Source organism: Streptomyces sp. NPDC001903 (genome assembly GCF_042891345.1).
GTDB lineage: Bacteria > Actinomycetota > Actinomycetes > Streptomycetales > Streptomycetaceae > Streptomyces.
In genome coordinates, this window is sequence record NZ_JBIASZ010000005.1 from 1 (window position 1) to 13,758 (window position 13,758).

12 protein-coding genes are annotated in these 13,758 nt (G+C 73.1%); 6 read left to right on the forward strand and 6 right to left on the reverse strand.

The genetic code is table 11. The features are described from left to right. Positions 1-138: 138 nt before the first annotated feature. Genes ACFYZS_RS12525 through ACFYZS_RS12550 form a run of 6 tightly spaced genes read right to left on the reverse strand, consistent with a single transcriptional unit; the run spans position 139 to position 6,246 of the window. Positions 139-735 (reverse strand): Uma2 family endonuclease, encoded by a 597-nt coding sequence (locus ACFYZS_RS12525; protein ID WP_389010293.1) that lies wholly within the window; start codon positions 733-735, stop codon positions 139-141. 50 nt (positions 736-785) lie between these two features. Further along, a complete protein-coding gene (locus ACFYZS_RS12530; protein WP_389010296.1) occupies positions 786-2,096 on the reverse strand; it encodes a DUF58 domain-containing protein in 1,311 nt (436 codons plus the stop codon). Then, positions 2,096-3,058: an AAA family ATPase gene (locus ACFYZS_RS12535; protein ID WP_389010298.1), complete on the reverse strand. Its 963-nt coding sequence runs from the start codon at positions 3,056-3,058 to the stop codon at positions 2,096-2,098. Before ACFYZS_RS12535 ends, ACFYZS_RS12530 begins: the two co-directional genes overlap by 1 nt. Then, the gene (locus ACFYZS_RS12540; protein ID WP_389010301.1) at positions 3,055-4,254 is read right to left on the reverse strand and encodes a DUF4350 domain-containing protein; all 1,200 of its coding nucleotides are present in this window, start codon (positions 4,252-4,254) and stop codon (positions 3,055-3,057) included. The genes ACFYZS_RS12535 and ACFYZS_RS12540 overlap by 4 nt, the downstream gene beginning before the upstream one ends. Next, entirely contained in the window at positions 4,251-4,931 is a 681-nt protein-coding gene (locus ACFYZS_RS12545) for a DUF4129 domain-containing protein (RefSeq protein WP_389010304.1), read from the reverse strand. The genes ACFYZS_RS12540 and ACFYZS_RS12545 overlap by 4 nt, the downstream gene beginning before the upstream one ends. Positions 4,932-4,938: 7 nt before the next feature. Beyond that, on the reverse strand, positions 4,939-6,246 hold the full coding sequence (locus tag ACFYZS_RS12550; RefSeq protein WP_389010307.1) for a hypothetical protein: 1,308 nt from the start codon (positions 6,244-6,246) through the stop codon (positions 4,939-4,941). Positions 6,247-6,487: 241 nt separating this feature from the next. On the opposite strand from ACFYZS_RS12550, the gene mtrA reads away from it, so the two are divergent. The 6 genes from mtrA (at position 6,488) to ACFYZS_RS12580 (ending at position 13,754) form a co-directional block, all read left to right on the forward strand. Then, positions 6,488-7,177, forward strand: a complete 690-nt coding sequence (mtrA, locus tag ACFYZS_RS12555; protein ID WP_189973359.1) for a two-component system response regulator MtrA — start codon at positions 6,488-6,490, stop codon at positions 7,175-7,177. Positions 7,178-7,247: 70 nt separating this feature from the next. After that, positions 7,248-9,200 (forward strand): MtrAB system histidine kinase MtrB, encoded by a 1,953-nt coding sequence (mtrB, locus tag ACFYZS_RS12560; RefSeq protein ID WP_389010310.1) that lies wholly within the window; start codon positions 7,248-7,250, stop codon positions 9,198-9,200. Further along, positions 9,190-11,043: an LpqB family beta-propeller domain-containing protein gene (locus tag ACFYZS_RS12565; protein WP_389010313.1), complete on the forward strand. Its 1,854-nt coding sequence runs from the start codon at positions 9,190-9,192 to the stop codon at positions 11,041-11,043. The genes mtrB and ACFYZS_RS12565 overlap by 11 nt, the downstream gene beginning before the upstream one ends. Before the next feature lie 99 nt (positions 11,044-11,142). Continuing rightward, complete coding sequence (locus tag ACFYZS_RS12570) at positions 11,143-11,895, forward strand: ComF family protein (RefSeq protein WP_389010316.1); 753 nt, start codon at positions 11,143-11,145, stop codon at positions 11,893-11,895. Between the two features lie 262 nt (positions 11,896-12,157). Beyond that, positions 12,158-12,853, forward strand: a complete 696-nt coding sequence (hpf, locus tag ACFYZS_RS12575; RefSeq protein WP_385589001.1) for a ribosome hibernation-promoting factor, HPF/YfiA family — start codon at positions 12,158-12,160, stop codon at positions 12,851-12,853. 199 nt (positions 12,854-13,052) lie between these two features. Beyond that, a complete protein-coding gene (locus ACFYZS_RS12580; RefSeq protein ID WP_030161389.1) occupies positions 13,053-13,754 on the forward strand; it encodes a response regulator transcription factor in 702 nt (233 codons plus the stop codon). Positions 13,755-13,758 lie beyond the last annotated feature (4 nt).

The following is a 13,758-nucleotide window of genomic DNA, read 5'->3' on the forward strand; positions in this document are numbered from 1 at the left end:
GGGACCCTGTGGGAGAGTAGGACGCCGCCGAACAATCATTGTGGGAAAGCCCCGCACCAGCCCTTCACGGGTTCGGTGCGGGGCTTTTCTGCGTTCTGGGCCCGTTTTGGTGCGGAGGTAATCGGCTCCCGCCTTCCCTTACCAGTCGGCGGGGTAGCTCTTGAGGCTGGCGGTGTCGAGGGTCCAGCGGCCGGCGATGACGGTGTCCCCGAACGCGTACGGGACCTTCTTGCGGTAGCGGGTGCCGTCGGGTCCCTCCGAGGGGTCGCTGTGCACCGTGACGGTCTTCTTGTCCTTGCGCGGGTCCACGACGACGTACAGCGGGACACCCATGCGGGGGTAGTCGTGCAGCTTGTCGCGGATGTCGGTGAGGGAATTCGTACGGGAGACGACTTCCACCACCATCAGGACATCGCGGGAATTGACGACCTTCGCGGTGTCGTCTGTTTCCTCCTCCGCGATGACCATGAGGTCGGGGACTTTGGTCAGACCAGTCACCGGGTCGCCCATGTTCGTGTCGCTGAGGGCCATGACCTCGGGTGTCTGGGCCTCGATTTGGCGGCGCAGCCGCACCACGTTGAGCCCGTGGGGAGCCGTGGGGCTCATCATCGTGAGGAAGATCTGACCGTCGGTGGTCTGAACCTTCCACTGGTCTTCCTGGTGCTCGGCCAGCTCTGAGAGTTGCTCCGCGAAATCGTGCATGCGGCGCATCTGCTCGGGCGTGAAGTCGGCCATGCTGGTCCTCCTGGTGGGTGCCCGACCAGCGTAGCCAGTCGGGCCACCCGCTAGAGGCGGCCCGCGGCCTTCAGGGACAGGTAGGCGTCGGCCAGGGCCGGGGCCAGGGTGTCGGGGGTGGCGTCGACCACGTGGACTCCGTGGCGGGACAGCTGCTCCGCCGTGCGGCGGCGGGTGGCCTGGGACTGGGTGCCGGCCGCCGCCTCGTAGACCGCGTCGAGGGTGCCGCGGGAGCGGGTCATCTCCTCGACGCGGGGGTCCGCCACCGAGGCCAGCAGGACCGTGTGGCGCTGGGTGAGGCGGGGGAGGAGCGGGAGCAGGCCTTCCTCTATCGGGGCCGCGTCCAGGCTCGTCAGGAGGACCACCAGGGACCGGCGCGGGGCACTGCGCAGGACTGTCGAGACCAGCGTGCGGGCGTCGGTCTCGACGAGCTCCGGTTCCAGCGTGGCCATGGCGTTGACGAAGGCCGGCAGGACGTCGCCGGCCGCGCGGCCCTGTACCTGGGCGCGGGTGCGGCGGTCGTGGGCCAGCAGGTCGACGCGGTCGCCGGCGCGGGAGGCGAGGGCGGCCAGCAGCAGGGCCGCGTCCATGGCCGAGTCCAGGCGGGGGGCGTCGCCGACGCGGCCCGCCGAGGTGCGGCCGGTGTCCAGGCAGATCAGGATGTGCCGGTCGCGTTCCGGGCGCCAGGTGCGGACGGCGACCTTGTCCTGGCGGGCGGTGGCCCGCCAGTCGATGGAGCGGGTGTCGTCGCCGGGGACGTAGTCGCGCAGGCTGTCGAACTCGGTGCCCTCGCCGCGGGTCAGGACGCTCGTACGACCGTCCAGTTCGCGCAGGCGGGCCAAGCGCGAGGGCAGGTGCTTGCGGCTGGTGAAGGGCGGCAGGACCCGGACCGTCCAGGGGACGGTGTGGGTGCCCTGGCGGGCGAGCAGGCCCAGCGGTCCGTACGAGCGGATCGTCACGCGGTCGGCCTGCCGGTCGCCGCGGCGGGTGGGGAGCAGCCGGGTGGTGATCCGGCGGCGTTCGCCGGCCGGGATCGCGAGGGTGTGGCGGGAGGCGTCGGTCTCGGTGCCCGGGAGCCAGCTGCTGGGGGGCCAGGCGTCGCGGATGCGGGCGCGCAGCGGCCGGGTGCCCGGGTTGGTGACGGTGAGGTGGACCTCGGCGGGTTCGCCGAGGCGGACCGAGGTGTCGCCCGAGCGGGTGAGTGTGAGGCCGCGGACCGGGGCCGCGAGGGCGTAGTCGACGGCGCAGGCCAGGGCGAGGGTGCCGTTGACGGCGAGCATCCCCGTCCAGCCGGGTTCCAGGATGCCGACGGGGATGCTGCCGAGGGCCGCCAGCAGGGCGGCGCGTCCGGTGAGGGCCATCAGCGCGGGACGGGGACGTGGGACAGGATCGCGGTGATGACGGCGTCGGCCGTGACCCCTTCCATCTCGGCCTCCGGGCGGAGCTGGACGCGGTGGCGCAGGGTCGGCAGGGCGAGGGCCTTGACGTCGTCGGGGGTGACGTAGTCGCGGCCGGTGAGCCAGGCCCAGGCGCGGGCGGTGGCCAGCAGGGCGGTCGCGCCGCGCGGGGAGACGCCGAGGGTGAGGGACGGCGATTCGCGGGTGGCGCGGCAGACGTCGACGACGTAGCCGGCGATCTCCGGGGAGACGGACACCTCGGCGACGGCGTCGCGGGCGGCTTCGAGCTCGGCCGGGCCGGCGACGGGGCGCAGGCCCGCGGCGTGGAGGTCGCGGGGGTTGAAGCCGGCGGCGTGCCGGGTCAGGACGCCGATCTCGTCCTCGCGGGAGGGGAGGGGCACGGTGAGCTTGAGGAGGAAGCGGTCGAGCTGGGCCTCGGGGAGGGGGTAGGTGCCCTCGTACTCGACGGGGTTCATGGTGGCCGCGACGAGGAAGGGTTCCGGCAGTCGGCGCGGGGTGCCGTCGACGGTGACCTGGCGCTCCTCCATGGCTTCGAGGAGGGAGGACTGGGTCTTGGGCGGGGTCCTGTTGATCTCGTCCGCGAGGAGGAGGTTGGTGAAGACCGGGCCGTTCTGGAAGGAGAACTCGGCGGTGCGGGCGTCGTAGACGAGGGAGCCGGTGACGTCGCTGGGCATCAGGTCGGGGGTGAACTGGACGCGCTTGGTGTCGAGTTCGAGGGAGGCGGCGAGGGCCCGCACGAGGAGGGTCTTGGCGACTCCGGGTACGCCTTCGAGGAGGACGTGGCCGCGGCACAGGAGGGCGACGACGAGACCGGTGACGGCCGAGTCCTGGCCGACGACGGCCTTTCCGATCTCGGTGCGGATCGCTTCCAGGGAGGAGCGGGCGCTGTCCGTGGTGGCCGTCATGAGGTGCGGACCTCTCTTTCGAGGGCGTCGAGGTGGTCGGCGAGCGCGACGAGCGCCGCGTCCGTGGTGGGTGTGGTGCCGAAGAGGAGGGCCGCCAGGTCCTGGTGTCCCTCCGTCAGGCGGGTGGACACGGCGGGGAGCAGGGCCGCGGGGTCGTGGGCCTGGGTGGGCGGTACGCCGGTCAGTGCGGCCAGGCGTTCGCGGGCGGCGGCGCGCAGCACGGTGGCGGCGCGGTCGCGGGCGTCGGCCTTGCGGTAGAGGCGGGCGCGGCCCTCGGTGGTCTCGGAGGCGCGGATGGCGACGGGCAGTTTCTCGGTGACGAGGGGGCCGAGTCGGCGGGCGCGCCAGAGGGCGGCGAGGGCGGCGGCGAGGAAGAGCTGGAGGAGGGCCCGGCTCCAGCCGCGGGGGAGGAGGTCGAGGAAGTCTTGTTCCCGGGCGGGGGCCTCGTCCTGGGCGTCGGCGAGGGAGGGCAGGTACCAGACGAGGTCGGGGCGGGAGCCGAGGAGTTGGAGGGCGAGGGAGGCGTTGCCCTCGGAGGCGAGCTTCTTGTTGAGGAGGATCGTCTCGGAGCCGAGGAGGACGGTGTCGCCGCCGGTGGTGCCGGTGGGGAGGACGAGGAGGGTGGGGTGGCCGCCGCTGGGGTAGCAGGCGGTGCCGGTGGCTCCGTCGGTGGTGTAGCGGTGGTCGCCGCCGGTGGTGGCGCGGCCGGCGGAGACGGCGGCGGGCAGGGTGCAGCCGGGGTCGAGGTTCCGGTCGGCGGCGGTGCCCTTGGTGCGGGCGGCGGGGGCCAGGTCGGGGAGGCTGAGGGCGCTGGGGGCGAGCAGGACGGTGCGGCCGCCGGAGAGGTCGATGGCGGAGCGGATGGCGCGCAGCCCGCTCTCGCCGAGCAGGTCGGGGTTGGTGACCAGCAGGGTGGTGTCGGGGCCGGCCGCGGCGGCGGCCTCGCGGGCGGTGGTGACGACGCGGGTGGTGACTCCGCGGGCCTGGAGGAGTTCGGCCACGGCCCGGCTGCCGTCGGGGTCGGCGGAGCGCGGGTCGAGCCGTCCGTGCCGGCTGCCGGAGGCGAGGGCGGCGAGCGTGACGGCGGCGAGGAGCAGGATGCCGAGGCAGATCAGGAAGCCGCGCCCGCGCCGCCAGGCGGCGGCGGGGGTGATCCCGGCGGCCGCCGTCGCGGGGGCCTGGTTCGGGGCGGTCATGGCCGGGGTCCCGTCAGGAGGGGCTTCGTCCGGGTCAGGGCGAGGTCCAGGGTGCGCAGGTGGGCGTACATCTCGGCGTCGGCGGGGTGGCCGCCGTACGTGACGTCGTCGAAGGCGCGGGCCGCGGTGCGGAGGGCTTCGGCGTGGTCGGGGAGGGCGGCGGCGGCTTCGGCGGCGGCCTCGTCGGCGGTGCGGCCGGGGCGCGGGTCGAGCACGGTGCGCTCCTCCAGGGAGCGGACGACGGCCCGCATGCGTTCCTGGACGGCCGCGGTCCAGCGGCTGTCGGCGGCGTACGCCTCGGCGGCGGTGCGGTGGTCTGCGGCGCTGCGCAGGCTGTCGCCGAAGACCCCCGCGGCGGCGGTGGCGGTCCGGCGGGGGGAGCCGAGCCGCCACCACAGGGCGGCGATGGCGAGGACGACCAGGGCGGCGATCGCGACCAGGCCCAGGGTGCCGCCGGGGGTGGCGCCCGAGGCGTGGTCGAAGAGGTTGCCCACCCACTCCCAGAACCGGTCCAGGGCGCGCTGGAGCAGCCCCGGGTCGTCCTGGTGGTAGAGCGGCTTGGACAGCTCGCGTTCGGCCGCCTCGCGGGCGGGATCGCGCGGTGTCGTCACCGGTGGTTTCTCCGCGGTCGGCAGGAGCGCCGCGGAGTGTGTGATGAGGCCCCCCGTACTCATCATCGGCGCATCAGCCTCCGGTCGGCGGTGCGGCCGGGTCCGAGCCGTAGTTCTCCAGGCCCGCCGCCCGGGCGAGCTCCAGGTCGAGGGCCTCGCGGCGGATGCGCTGGTCGACGTAGAGGAGGACGGTGACGCCCGACTGGATCGGCATGGTGATGGTCTGCGCGATGACGGCGCCGACCGCGGAGAGGATGAGCGCGGCCCAGCCGGTGGCGGCGGTGCCGTCCTCCAGTCCGGAGACTCCGCCGTCGGCGAGGCCGATCGCGAGCCCGACGGCGGTCAGCGGCCAGACGATGATGGCCGAGACGAAGGTGGTGATGAGGCCGGTCAGGGCGGTGATGCCGAAGATGCGCCACCAGGAGCCCTGGACGAGCCGCGAGGAGCGGCGCAGCGAGGTGGCCACGCCGCTCTTCTCCAGCATCAGGGCGGGCGAGGCCAGGCTGAACTTGATTCCGAGCCAGATGAGGAGCGGGAGGGCGGCGAAGCCGCCGAGGAGGCCGAGGCCGATGCTGCGCAGGGCGATGCCGGGCAGGATCAGGACGCCGACGAGGAGGGCGCCGCCGATGCCCAGCAGGAGGGTCAGCCCGAGCAGGCGGAGCAGCTGGGGGCGGGCCTCGCGCCAGGCGGTGCCGATGGTGGAGCTGTGGCCGAGCACGGCGCGGCTGAAGATCATCGTGAGCATGGCGGTGGCCACGATGGTGCCGATGAGCTGGATGAACCCGTTCGCGACCAGGGCGAGCATGCTGCCGCCGAGGGTGTCGACGAGGTCGCGCAGGCTCGCCTCGTCGCCGGAGGTGACGGGCAGGTCGGAGAGCGTGTACTTCTGCACGATCACGCTGATGACCTGGACGACGGTGGCCACGACCAGGGTGATCGGCAGGACCGAGCGCCAGTGGCTGCGCATGGTGGCGACGGCGCCGTCGAGGATCTCGCCCAGGTCCAGGGGGCGCAGCGGGATCACGCCGGGCTTGGCGGCCGGGGGCTTGCCCCACTGGCCGGGGCTGCCCGGGTAGCCGTACTGGCCGCCGCTGTGGCCGCCGCTGTGGCCGGCCTGGGGGCCCGCGTACGAGCCCCAGCCCGCGCCGGGCTGCGGCGGCTGCTGCTGAGGCTGCTGAGGGGTCTGGGGTGCCTGGGGGCTGCCGGGGCTGGACCACTCGCCGGGCGGCGGCTGCTCGGCGGACCACTTCGGCCCGCCGGCGGGAGGCTGCTGCGCGGGCGGCTGAGCGCCCTCGCTGCCGTCCCGGCCGTCGGGTGCGCCCGGCCGATCGCCGTCGGACGGGGAGGGTCCGGGCACGGCCCAGCCCGGAGAGTCGTTCATCGTCGCTCCTTCACGTGCACTGCGGGGGCGGGGGCGGGGGGCGCTGGTCGGCTGCCATCGTGCCACGTGGGAACGTTGAGCGGACCGGCCGTCCCCCCGGATCTCCGGCAGCCCGCGCCTTCAATTGTCGCCCGGATCCGGGGCAGACTGGTCGCTCTGATCTCCACGCAGGTCCGAGGGGCGATTTCCAGCCCTTTTGGCTGTGGGACAGCTCACCGCCAGGTAACGATTAGCTAATGGGATGATGTCAAGCATGAAGGGACGAGTCCTTGTCGTCGACGACGACACCGCGCTGGCCGAGATGCTCGGCATTGTGCTGCGTGGAGAAGGTTTTGAGCCGTCGTTCGTAGCGGACGGCGACAAGGCGCTGGCTGCCTTCCGCGAGGCGAAGCCGGATCTCGTGCTGCTCGACCTGATGCTGCCCGGTCGGGACGGCATAGAGGTCTGCAGGCTGATCCGGGCCGAATCAGGCGTGCCGATCGTCATGCTCACCGCGAAGAGCGACACGGTCGACGTCGTCGTGGGCCTGGAGTCCGGGGCCGACGACTACATCGTCAAGCCGTTCAAGCCGAAGGAGCTGGTGGCCCGCATCCGGGCCCGCCTGCGCCGGTCGGAGGAGCCCGCGCCCGAGCAGCTGGCCATCGGTGACCTGGTCATCGACGTGGCCGGGCACTCGGTCAAGCGCGACGGCGCCTCGATCGCCCTGACCCCGCTCGAGTTCGACCTGCTGGTCGCCCTCGCGCGCAAGCCCTGGCAGGTGTTCACCCGCGAGGTGCTGCTGGAGCAGGTCTGGGGCTACCGGCACGCGGCGGACACCCGCCTGGTCAACGTGCATGTGCAGCGGCTGCGCTCCAAGGTCGAGAAGGACCCCGAGCGCCCCGAGATCGTCGTGACGGTGCGCGGTGTCGGCTACAAGGCCGGACCGAGCTGACGTGCCGCCCGGCAAGCCCCACAGCGGCTCCCGCCGAGGAGTCCTGCGGGGAGGCCGGCAGCTCCGTCAGATGGCCGACGGAGCGCCGGGCGGTCCCGTGCTGCGGTTGTTCGTACGCCTCGTACGACGGCCGCTGCTTCCGGCTGTCCGGCTGTGGCGGCGCAACATCCAGCTGCGCGTGGTCGCCGCGACGCTGCTGATGTCGCTGGCCGTGGTCCTCGCGCTCGGTTTCGTGGTGATCGCCCAGGTCAGCAAGGGGCTCCTCGACGCCAAGGAGGAGGCCGCGCAGAGCCAGGCGGCGGGCGGGTTCGCCGTGGCGCAGGAGAAGGCCAATACGCCCTCGGCCGTGGACGGGCCCGACGCCACCGACAACAAGGTCGGGCGGGACGCCAGTACCTGGATGAACTCGCTGGTCAAGCAGCTCGCCAGTGGCGGCCAGACCGCGTTCGAGGTGGTCGCGCTCGGGGCCGGCCCCGAGGCGGGCGGGCAGCCGAGCGGGCCGTTCGTCTCGGGCGTCAAGGGCGCCCGGGCCTCGGGGAACGTCGACCCGACGGCGAGCGTTCCCGCGGCGCTGCGCCGCAACGTCAACCACGCGACCGGGACCTTCAAGACCTTCTCGCAGATCCGGTACACCGCCGGGTCCGGGGACAAGGCGCCGGAGCCCGCGCTGGTGGTGGGCAAGCGGCTCACCGACATCAACGGGGATCCGTACGACCTCTACTACCTCTTCCCGCTCACGCAGGAGGAGGAGTCCCTCAACCTCATCAAGGTCACCATCGCCACCGCGGGCGTGTTCGTGGTCGTGCTGCTCGGCGCGATCGCCTGGCTCGTCGTACGGCAGGTCGTGACGCCCGTGCGGATGGCCGCCGGGATCGCCGAGCGGCTCTCGGCCGGGCGGCTCCAGGAGCGGATGAAGGTCACCGGCGAGGACGACATCGCCCGTCTGGGCGAGGCCTTCAACAAGATGGCGCAGAACCTCCAGCTCAAGATCCAGCAGCTGGAGGACCTGTCGCGGATGCAGCGCCGGTTCGTCTCCGACGTCTCGCACGAGCTGCGCACGCCGCTGACGACCGTACGGATGGCTGCCGACGTCATCCACGACGCCCGCGTCGACTTCGACCCGATCACCGCCCGCTCCGCCGAGCTGCTCGCGGGCCAGCTCGACCGTTTCGAGTCGCTGCTCGCGGACCTGCTGGAGATCAGCCGGTTCGACGCGGGCGCCGCGGCCCTGGAGGCGGAGCCGATCGACCTGCGGGACGTCGTAAGGCGGGTCATCGACGGGGCCGAGCCGCTCGCCGAGCACAAGGGCACCCGGATCCGGGTGCTCGGCGACACCCAGCCCGTCATAGCGGAGGCCGACTCCCGGCGCGTGGAGCGGGTGCTGCGCAACCTCGTCGTCAACGCCGTGGAGCACGGCGAGGGGCGCGATGTGGTGGTCCGGCTGGCTTCGGCGGGCGGGGCCGTCGCCGTGGCCGTACGGGACTACGGGGTAGGGCTCAAGCCCGGCGAGGCCACCCGCGTGTTCAACCGCTTCTGGCGGGCGGATCCGGCGCGGGCGCGGACGACGGGCGGGACGGGCCTGGGCCTGTCCATCGCCGTCGAGGACGCGCGGCTGCACGGCGGCTGGCTGCAGGCGTGGGGCGAGCCGGGCGGCGGTTCGCAGTTCCGGCTGACCCTGCCGCGGACCGCCGACGAGCCGCTGCGCGGGTCGCCGATCCCGCTGGAGCCGGAGGACTCGCGGTCCAACCGGGCCCGGGCCGCGGCCGAGGCTGCGGGCTCGCAGGCTTCCCCGAAGGCGCAGCAGGGGCCGGGCCGCGGCGACCGGTCGCCGATACCGCCCCGGTCGGCGGTCGCCGGTGCGCTGCCGGTGCCCGCGGACCCGACGGCCCTGCCGGGGAGCGGGGCACGCGTCGTGGCCCGCCCGGCCGATCACGACCAGGCGGCGGCGGAGCGGGCGGCAGCCGAGCGCGCTGCCGGCGCCGAGCAGTCGGCAGCACAGGAGGATGGCGCAGGTGGACGCTGAGCCCGCACGGGTGCGCAGGGACGGCCGCCGCCGGTGGCGGGCGGTGCGGGCGTACGCCTTCGGCGCGGCCGGGCTGCTGCTGGCGGGCTGTGCCTCCATGCCCGACCACGGTGAGATCCGCGAGGTGAAGGCCTCGCAGGGCGTCGACTCGCAGGTGCGGGTGTTCGGGGTGCCGCCGGCCGACAAGGCCGGTCCGGCCGACATCGTCGACGGCTTCCTGGAGGCCATGACCAGCGACGACCCGCAGCTGCAGACCGCCCGCAAGTACCTCACCGAGGAGGCGGCGAAGAACTGGAAGCCCGGTTCCGCCGTCACCGTGCTCTCGGCGGGCATCGACCGGTTCTCGGTGGGCAACGAGAAGGACGCCCCGGGACCCCGCTGGAAGATGACCGGCAAGAAGCTCGCGACGGTGGACGAGCGCAGCGCGTACCAGCCGGAGCCCGCGGGCCGGCGCTACGAGGAGTACCTCCAGCTGGTCCAGGAGAACAAGCAGTGGCGGATCGCGACGCCGCCGAACGGCCTCGTGCTCAGCGAGTCCGACTTCCAGCGCATCTACATGCCGGTCAACAAGTACTACTTCGCGGGCGGCAGCCTCGTCGCCGACCCGGTGTACGTGCGCCAGCGCAGCGACCCCGACTCGCGGATGGACCCGACCACGCAGACCGTGCAGTCGCTGCTGGCCGGCCCGTCCAAGTGGCTCGGCCCCGTGGTCACTTCGAGCTTCCCGACCGGCACCGAACTGCGGGAGGGCACCAAGTCGCTGGCGTACGACGGGCAGAACGTGCTGAAGGTGCCGCTCAACGACAAGGTCGACAACGTCGCGCAGCCGCAGTGCGAGAAGATGGCCGCGCAACTCATGTACACGGTGCAGGATCTGACGTCCTCCCGGATGGCGCGGGTCGAGCTGCTGCGTTCGGACCGCTCCTCGCTGTGCTCGGTGACCGAGCCGACCGCGGCGGGGATCGCGCACCGGCCGCAGGGGCCGGAGTACCAGTACTACGTCGACGCCGAGAGCCGGTTCGTCCGGATGAAGCTCGACGTCACCAACGAGGACCAGCAGTACAGGCCGGAGCCGGTGCCGGGGCCGCTGTCCCCCAGCGCCGGGAACCCGGGGTTCAAGGTCGGCTCCGCGGCCGTCTCGTACGACGAGAAGCGCGCGGCCGCGGTGTCGGAGGACGGGCACGGGCTGTACCTGGTGAACCTGACGACGGCCGGGCCGATGCCGCAGCCGGTGCTGACCGCCAAGGGCGCCAAGCCGAACGGGCTGTCCGCGCCGAGCTGGGACGCGGCGGGCGATCTGTGGGTCGCGGACCAGGATCCGCAGAATCCGGCGCTGTACCGGGTGCCGGGCGGGACGGGGGTCCCGCAGAAGATCGACGTGGCCGGGCTCGACGGCGGGCGGATCACCGGGCTGAAGGCGTCGCCGGACGGGGTGCGGATCGCGCTGCTGGTGCAGTCGGGGAACGGCAAGACCCTGTACATCGGGCGGATCGAGCGGCCCGAGGGCAAGGGCGACGCGGCGCCGGTGTCGGTGCGCGAGCTGCGCCCGGCGGCCCCGCAGATGGCGAGCGTGACGGCGCTGAGCTGGGCGCCGCGCGGCCGGCTGCTGGTGGTGGGCCGGGAGAACGGCGGGGTCGTGCAGGCCCGGTACATGCTGGCCGACGGCTCGATGGTCGCGGCGAGCCTGCCGGGGGCGACGGGGCTGGACGCGGTCGCGGCGACGGAGGACGAGAAGAAGCCGGTGGTCGCGCACTCGGACGAGGACGGGATCGTGTGGCTGCCGCCGGGGGCGCAGTGGCGCACGGTGGCGCCGGGCGGCCGGGATCCGGTCTACCCGGGCTGACCCTGCCCTTGCGCCGCCCGCTGCGGGGTGTCCCGGATGGTCCGCCGCGGTTGTCCACAGGGCTGGCGGGGTGTGCGGGCGTCCCGGCACAGTGGACGGATGCGGGGGTGGTGGCGGGAGCTCGCCGGGCTGGTCCTGCCGGGCGGCTGCGGCGGCTGTGGGGCTGCCCGGGTGCTGTTGTGCCCCGGCTGCGCGCAGGCGCTGAGCGGGGCCGCGGCGGGCCGTGTGAGGCCCTCTCCGCGGCCTGCGGGGCTGCCCGTGGTGTATGCGGCCGCCGCGTACGAGGGGGCGGTACGGGAGGTCGTACTGGCGCACAAGGAGCGCGGGGCGCTGCCGCTGGCCGGGCCGCTGGGCGCCGCCCTGGCGGCGGCGGTCGAGGGGGCCGCCGCCGTGGGAGGGGGCGCCGCCCCGGCGGGGCGGGAGCTGGTCCTCGTACCCGTGCCCTCGGCGCGCCGGCAGGTGCGGGCGCGCGGGCACGATCCGGCGCGCAGGACCGCCCTGGCGGCCGCGGCGCGGCTGCGGGGGGCCGGGGTGCCCGCGCGGGTGGCGTCCGTACTGCGCCAGGTACGGCCGGTGGCCGACCAGGCGGGGCTGGGGGCCCGGGAGCGGCGGGAGAACCTCACGGGGGCGCTGGGGGTGCGCCGCGGGGGCGGGGAGTCGATTCCGGCCGTCGCGCGGATCGTGCTGGTGGACGACCTGATCACCACCGGGGCCACGCTGGCGGAGGCGGCCCGGGCGCTGCGGGCGGCTTCGATGGGACCGGTGGCGGCGGCGGCCGTGGTGGCCGCTCCGGCAGGATCCTTCGTGCGAAATCGGTCGACAACCCGTACAGAGCAACGCTCTTGTGAATAGATTTGGAACTCTCGGGGAAGGCGCATCGTTGCAGGTAGTAAGAGAGAACAGCCACCTGAACGGAGGTATGGTCCGGTAGCGGGTGCCGACAACCGGCATGGAGGGATATGTTCGGTTGTAAGGAACTGGCGAGTCCTGGCCACACGCACCGGATCGGGAGGTGAACGTCGCCAAGTCCGCGGCTCCGGTGTTCACCGGAGCCTGGTGCGAAAGGGAGACGCTTCGCCCCATGAGGCGGAGCTATCCGGGAACGGAGTTCTGCGTGGACATCGTCGTCAAGGGCCGCAAGACCGAGGTGCCCGAGCGGTTCCGCAAGCACGTGGCCGAGAAGCTGAATCCCGAGCGGATCCAGAAGCTCGACGCCAAGGTGATCAGCTTGGACGTCGAGGTGTCCAAGGAGCACAACCCGCGCCAGGCCGACCGTTCCGACCGCGTGGAGATCACCCTGCGTTCGCGGGGCCCCGTGGTCCGCGCCGAAGCCGCCGCCACCGACCCGTACGCGGCGCTCGACCTGGCACAGGAGAAGCTCGAGGCGCAGCTGCGCAAGCAGCACGACAAGCGCTACACGCGCCGTGGCAACGGCCGGCTCTCGGCGGCCGAGGTCGCCGACGCGGTTCCCGGCGCGGCCCGGCTCAACGGCAGCGGCCAGCCGGTCACGGAGGAGCCGGGGGACGCGATCCCGACCACTCGGATCGGATCGCTGGAAGTGCAGGGCGAAGGCCCGCTCATCGTCCGCGAGAAGACGCACTCCGCGGCACCCATGCCGCTCGACCAGGCGCTGTACGAAATGGAACTGGTCGGCCACGACTTCTACCTGTTCGTCGACTCCGACACCAAGATGCCGAGCGTCGTCTACCGGCGCCACGGCTATGACTACGGCGTGATCCACCTCAATGCCGACGAGGCCTCCAGCTCCGCCGAGCCCGGCGCGGGCGCGGGCGGGGCGCTCGGTGGCTGACGCCGCGTCCTGATTTTCGGTGAAGTGCCCCCGGGGACGCCGCGGCGTCCCCGGGGGCCTCTGTATGACTCGTATACGCCAGGTGGCCGTCGCAGGCTCCCCGCCGGGTGGCGCGGGCATGGAATCATGGCGGGCAGTCAACCGGCGCGGTTTCCCGTCCGGTTGACCCGGCAGCTCGGTACATGCAGGGGGAGGAACGATGGCGGACAGCTTCGGGCCGGTGCGCGGTGATGACGGCGGCGAGCCGATCCGGGTGCTCGTCGTCGACGACCACGCCCTGTTCCGGCGCGGGCTGGAGATCGTCCTCGCGCAGGAGGAGGACATCCAGGTCGTCGGTGAGGCGGGGGACGGCGCGGAGGCGGTGGACAAGGCGGCGGACCTGCTGCCGGACATCGTGCTCATGGACGTGCGGATGCCCCGGCGCGGCGGGATCGAGGCCTGCACCTCGATCAAGGAGGTGGCCCCCTCCGCGAAGATCATCATGCTGACGATCAGCGACGAGGAGGCGGACCTCTACGACGCGATCAAGGCGGGCGCCACCGGGTACCTCCTGAAGGAGATCTCGACCGACGAGGTGGCGACGGCGATCCGCGCGGTGGCCGACGGGCAGTCGCAGATCAGTCCGTCGATGGCGTCGAAGCTGCTGACCGAGTTCAAGTCGATGATCCAGCGGACGGACGAGCGGCGGCTGGTGCCGGCGCCCCGGCTGACGGACCGCGAGCTGGAAGTGCTCAAGCTGGTGGCGACCGGGATGAACAACCGCGACATCGCGAAGGAGTTGTTCATCTCCGAGAACACCGTGAAGAACCACGTCCGCAACATCCTGGAGAAGCTCCAGCTGCACTCCAGGATGGAAGCCGTGGTCTACGCGATGCGGGAGAAGATCCTCGAGATCCGCTGAGCTC

What these genes read in the sequence shown, in the direction of transcription:
- ACFYZS_RS12525 (WP_389010293.1), bottom strand. Translation starts at nt 735, where the DNA reads ATGGCCGACTTCACGCCCGAGCAGATGCGCCGCATGCACGATTTCGCG.
- ACFYZS_RS12530 (WP_389010296.1), bottom strand. Translation starts at nt 2,096, where the DNA reads ATGGCCCTCACCGGACGCGCCGCCCTGCTGGCGGCCCTCGGCAGCATC.
- ACFYZS_RS12535 (WP_389010298.1), bottom strand. Translation starts at nt 3,058, where the DNA reads ATGACGGCCACCACGGACAGCGCCCGCTCCTCCCTGGAAGCGATCCGC.
- ACFYZS_RS12540 (WP_389010301.1), bottom strand. Translation starts at nt 4,254, where the DNA reads ATGACCGCCCCGAACCAGGCCCCCGCGACGGCGGCCGCCGGGATCACC.
- ACFYZS_RS12545 (WP_389010304.1), bottom strand. Translation starts at nt 4,931, where the DNA reads ATGATGAGTACGGGGGGCCTCATCACACACTCCGCGGCGCTCCTGCCG.
- ACFYZS_RS12550 (WP_389010307.1), bottom strand. Translation starts at nt 6,246, where the DNA reads ATGAACGACTCTCCGGGCTGGGCCGTGCCCGGACCCTCCCCGTCCGAC.
- mtrA (WP_189973359.1), top strand. Translation starts at nt 6,488, where the DNA reads ATGATGTCAAGCATGAAGGGACGAGTCCTTGTCGTCGACGACGACACC.
- mtrB (WP_389010310.1), top strand. Translation starts at nt 7,248, where the DNA reads ATGGCCGACGGAGCGCCGGGCGGTCCCGTGCTGCGGTTGTTCGTACGC.
- ACFYZS_RS12570 (WP_389010316.1), top strand. Translation starts at nt 11,143, where the DNA reads ATGCGGGGGTGGTGGCGGGAGCTCGCCGGGCTGGTCCTGCCGGGCGGC.
- ACFYZS_RS12580 (WP_030161389.1), top strand. Translation starts at nt 13,053, where the DNA reads ATGGCGGACAGCTTCGGGCCGGTGCGCGGTGATGACGGCGGCGAGCCG.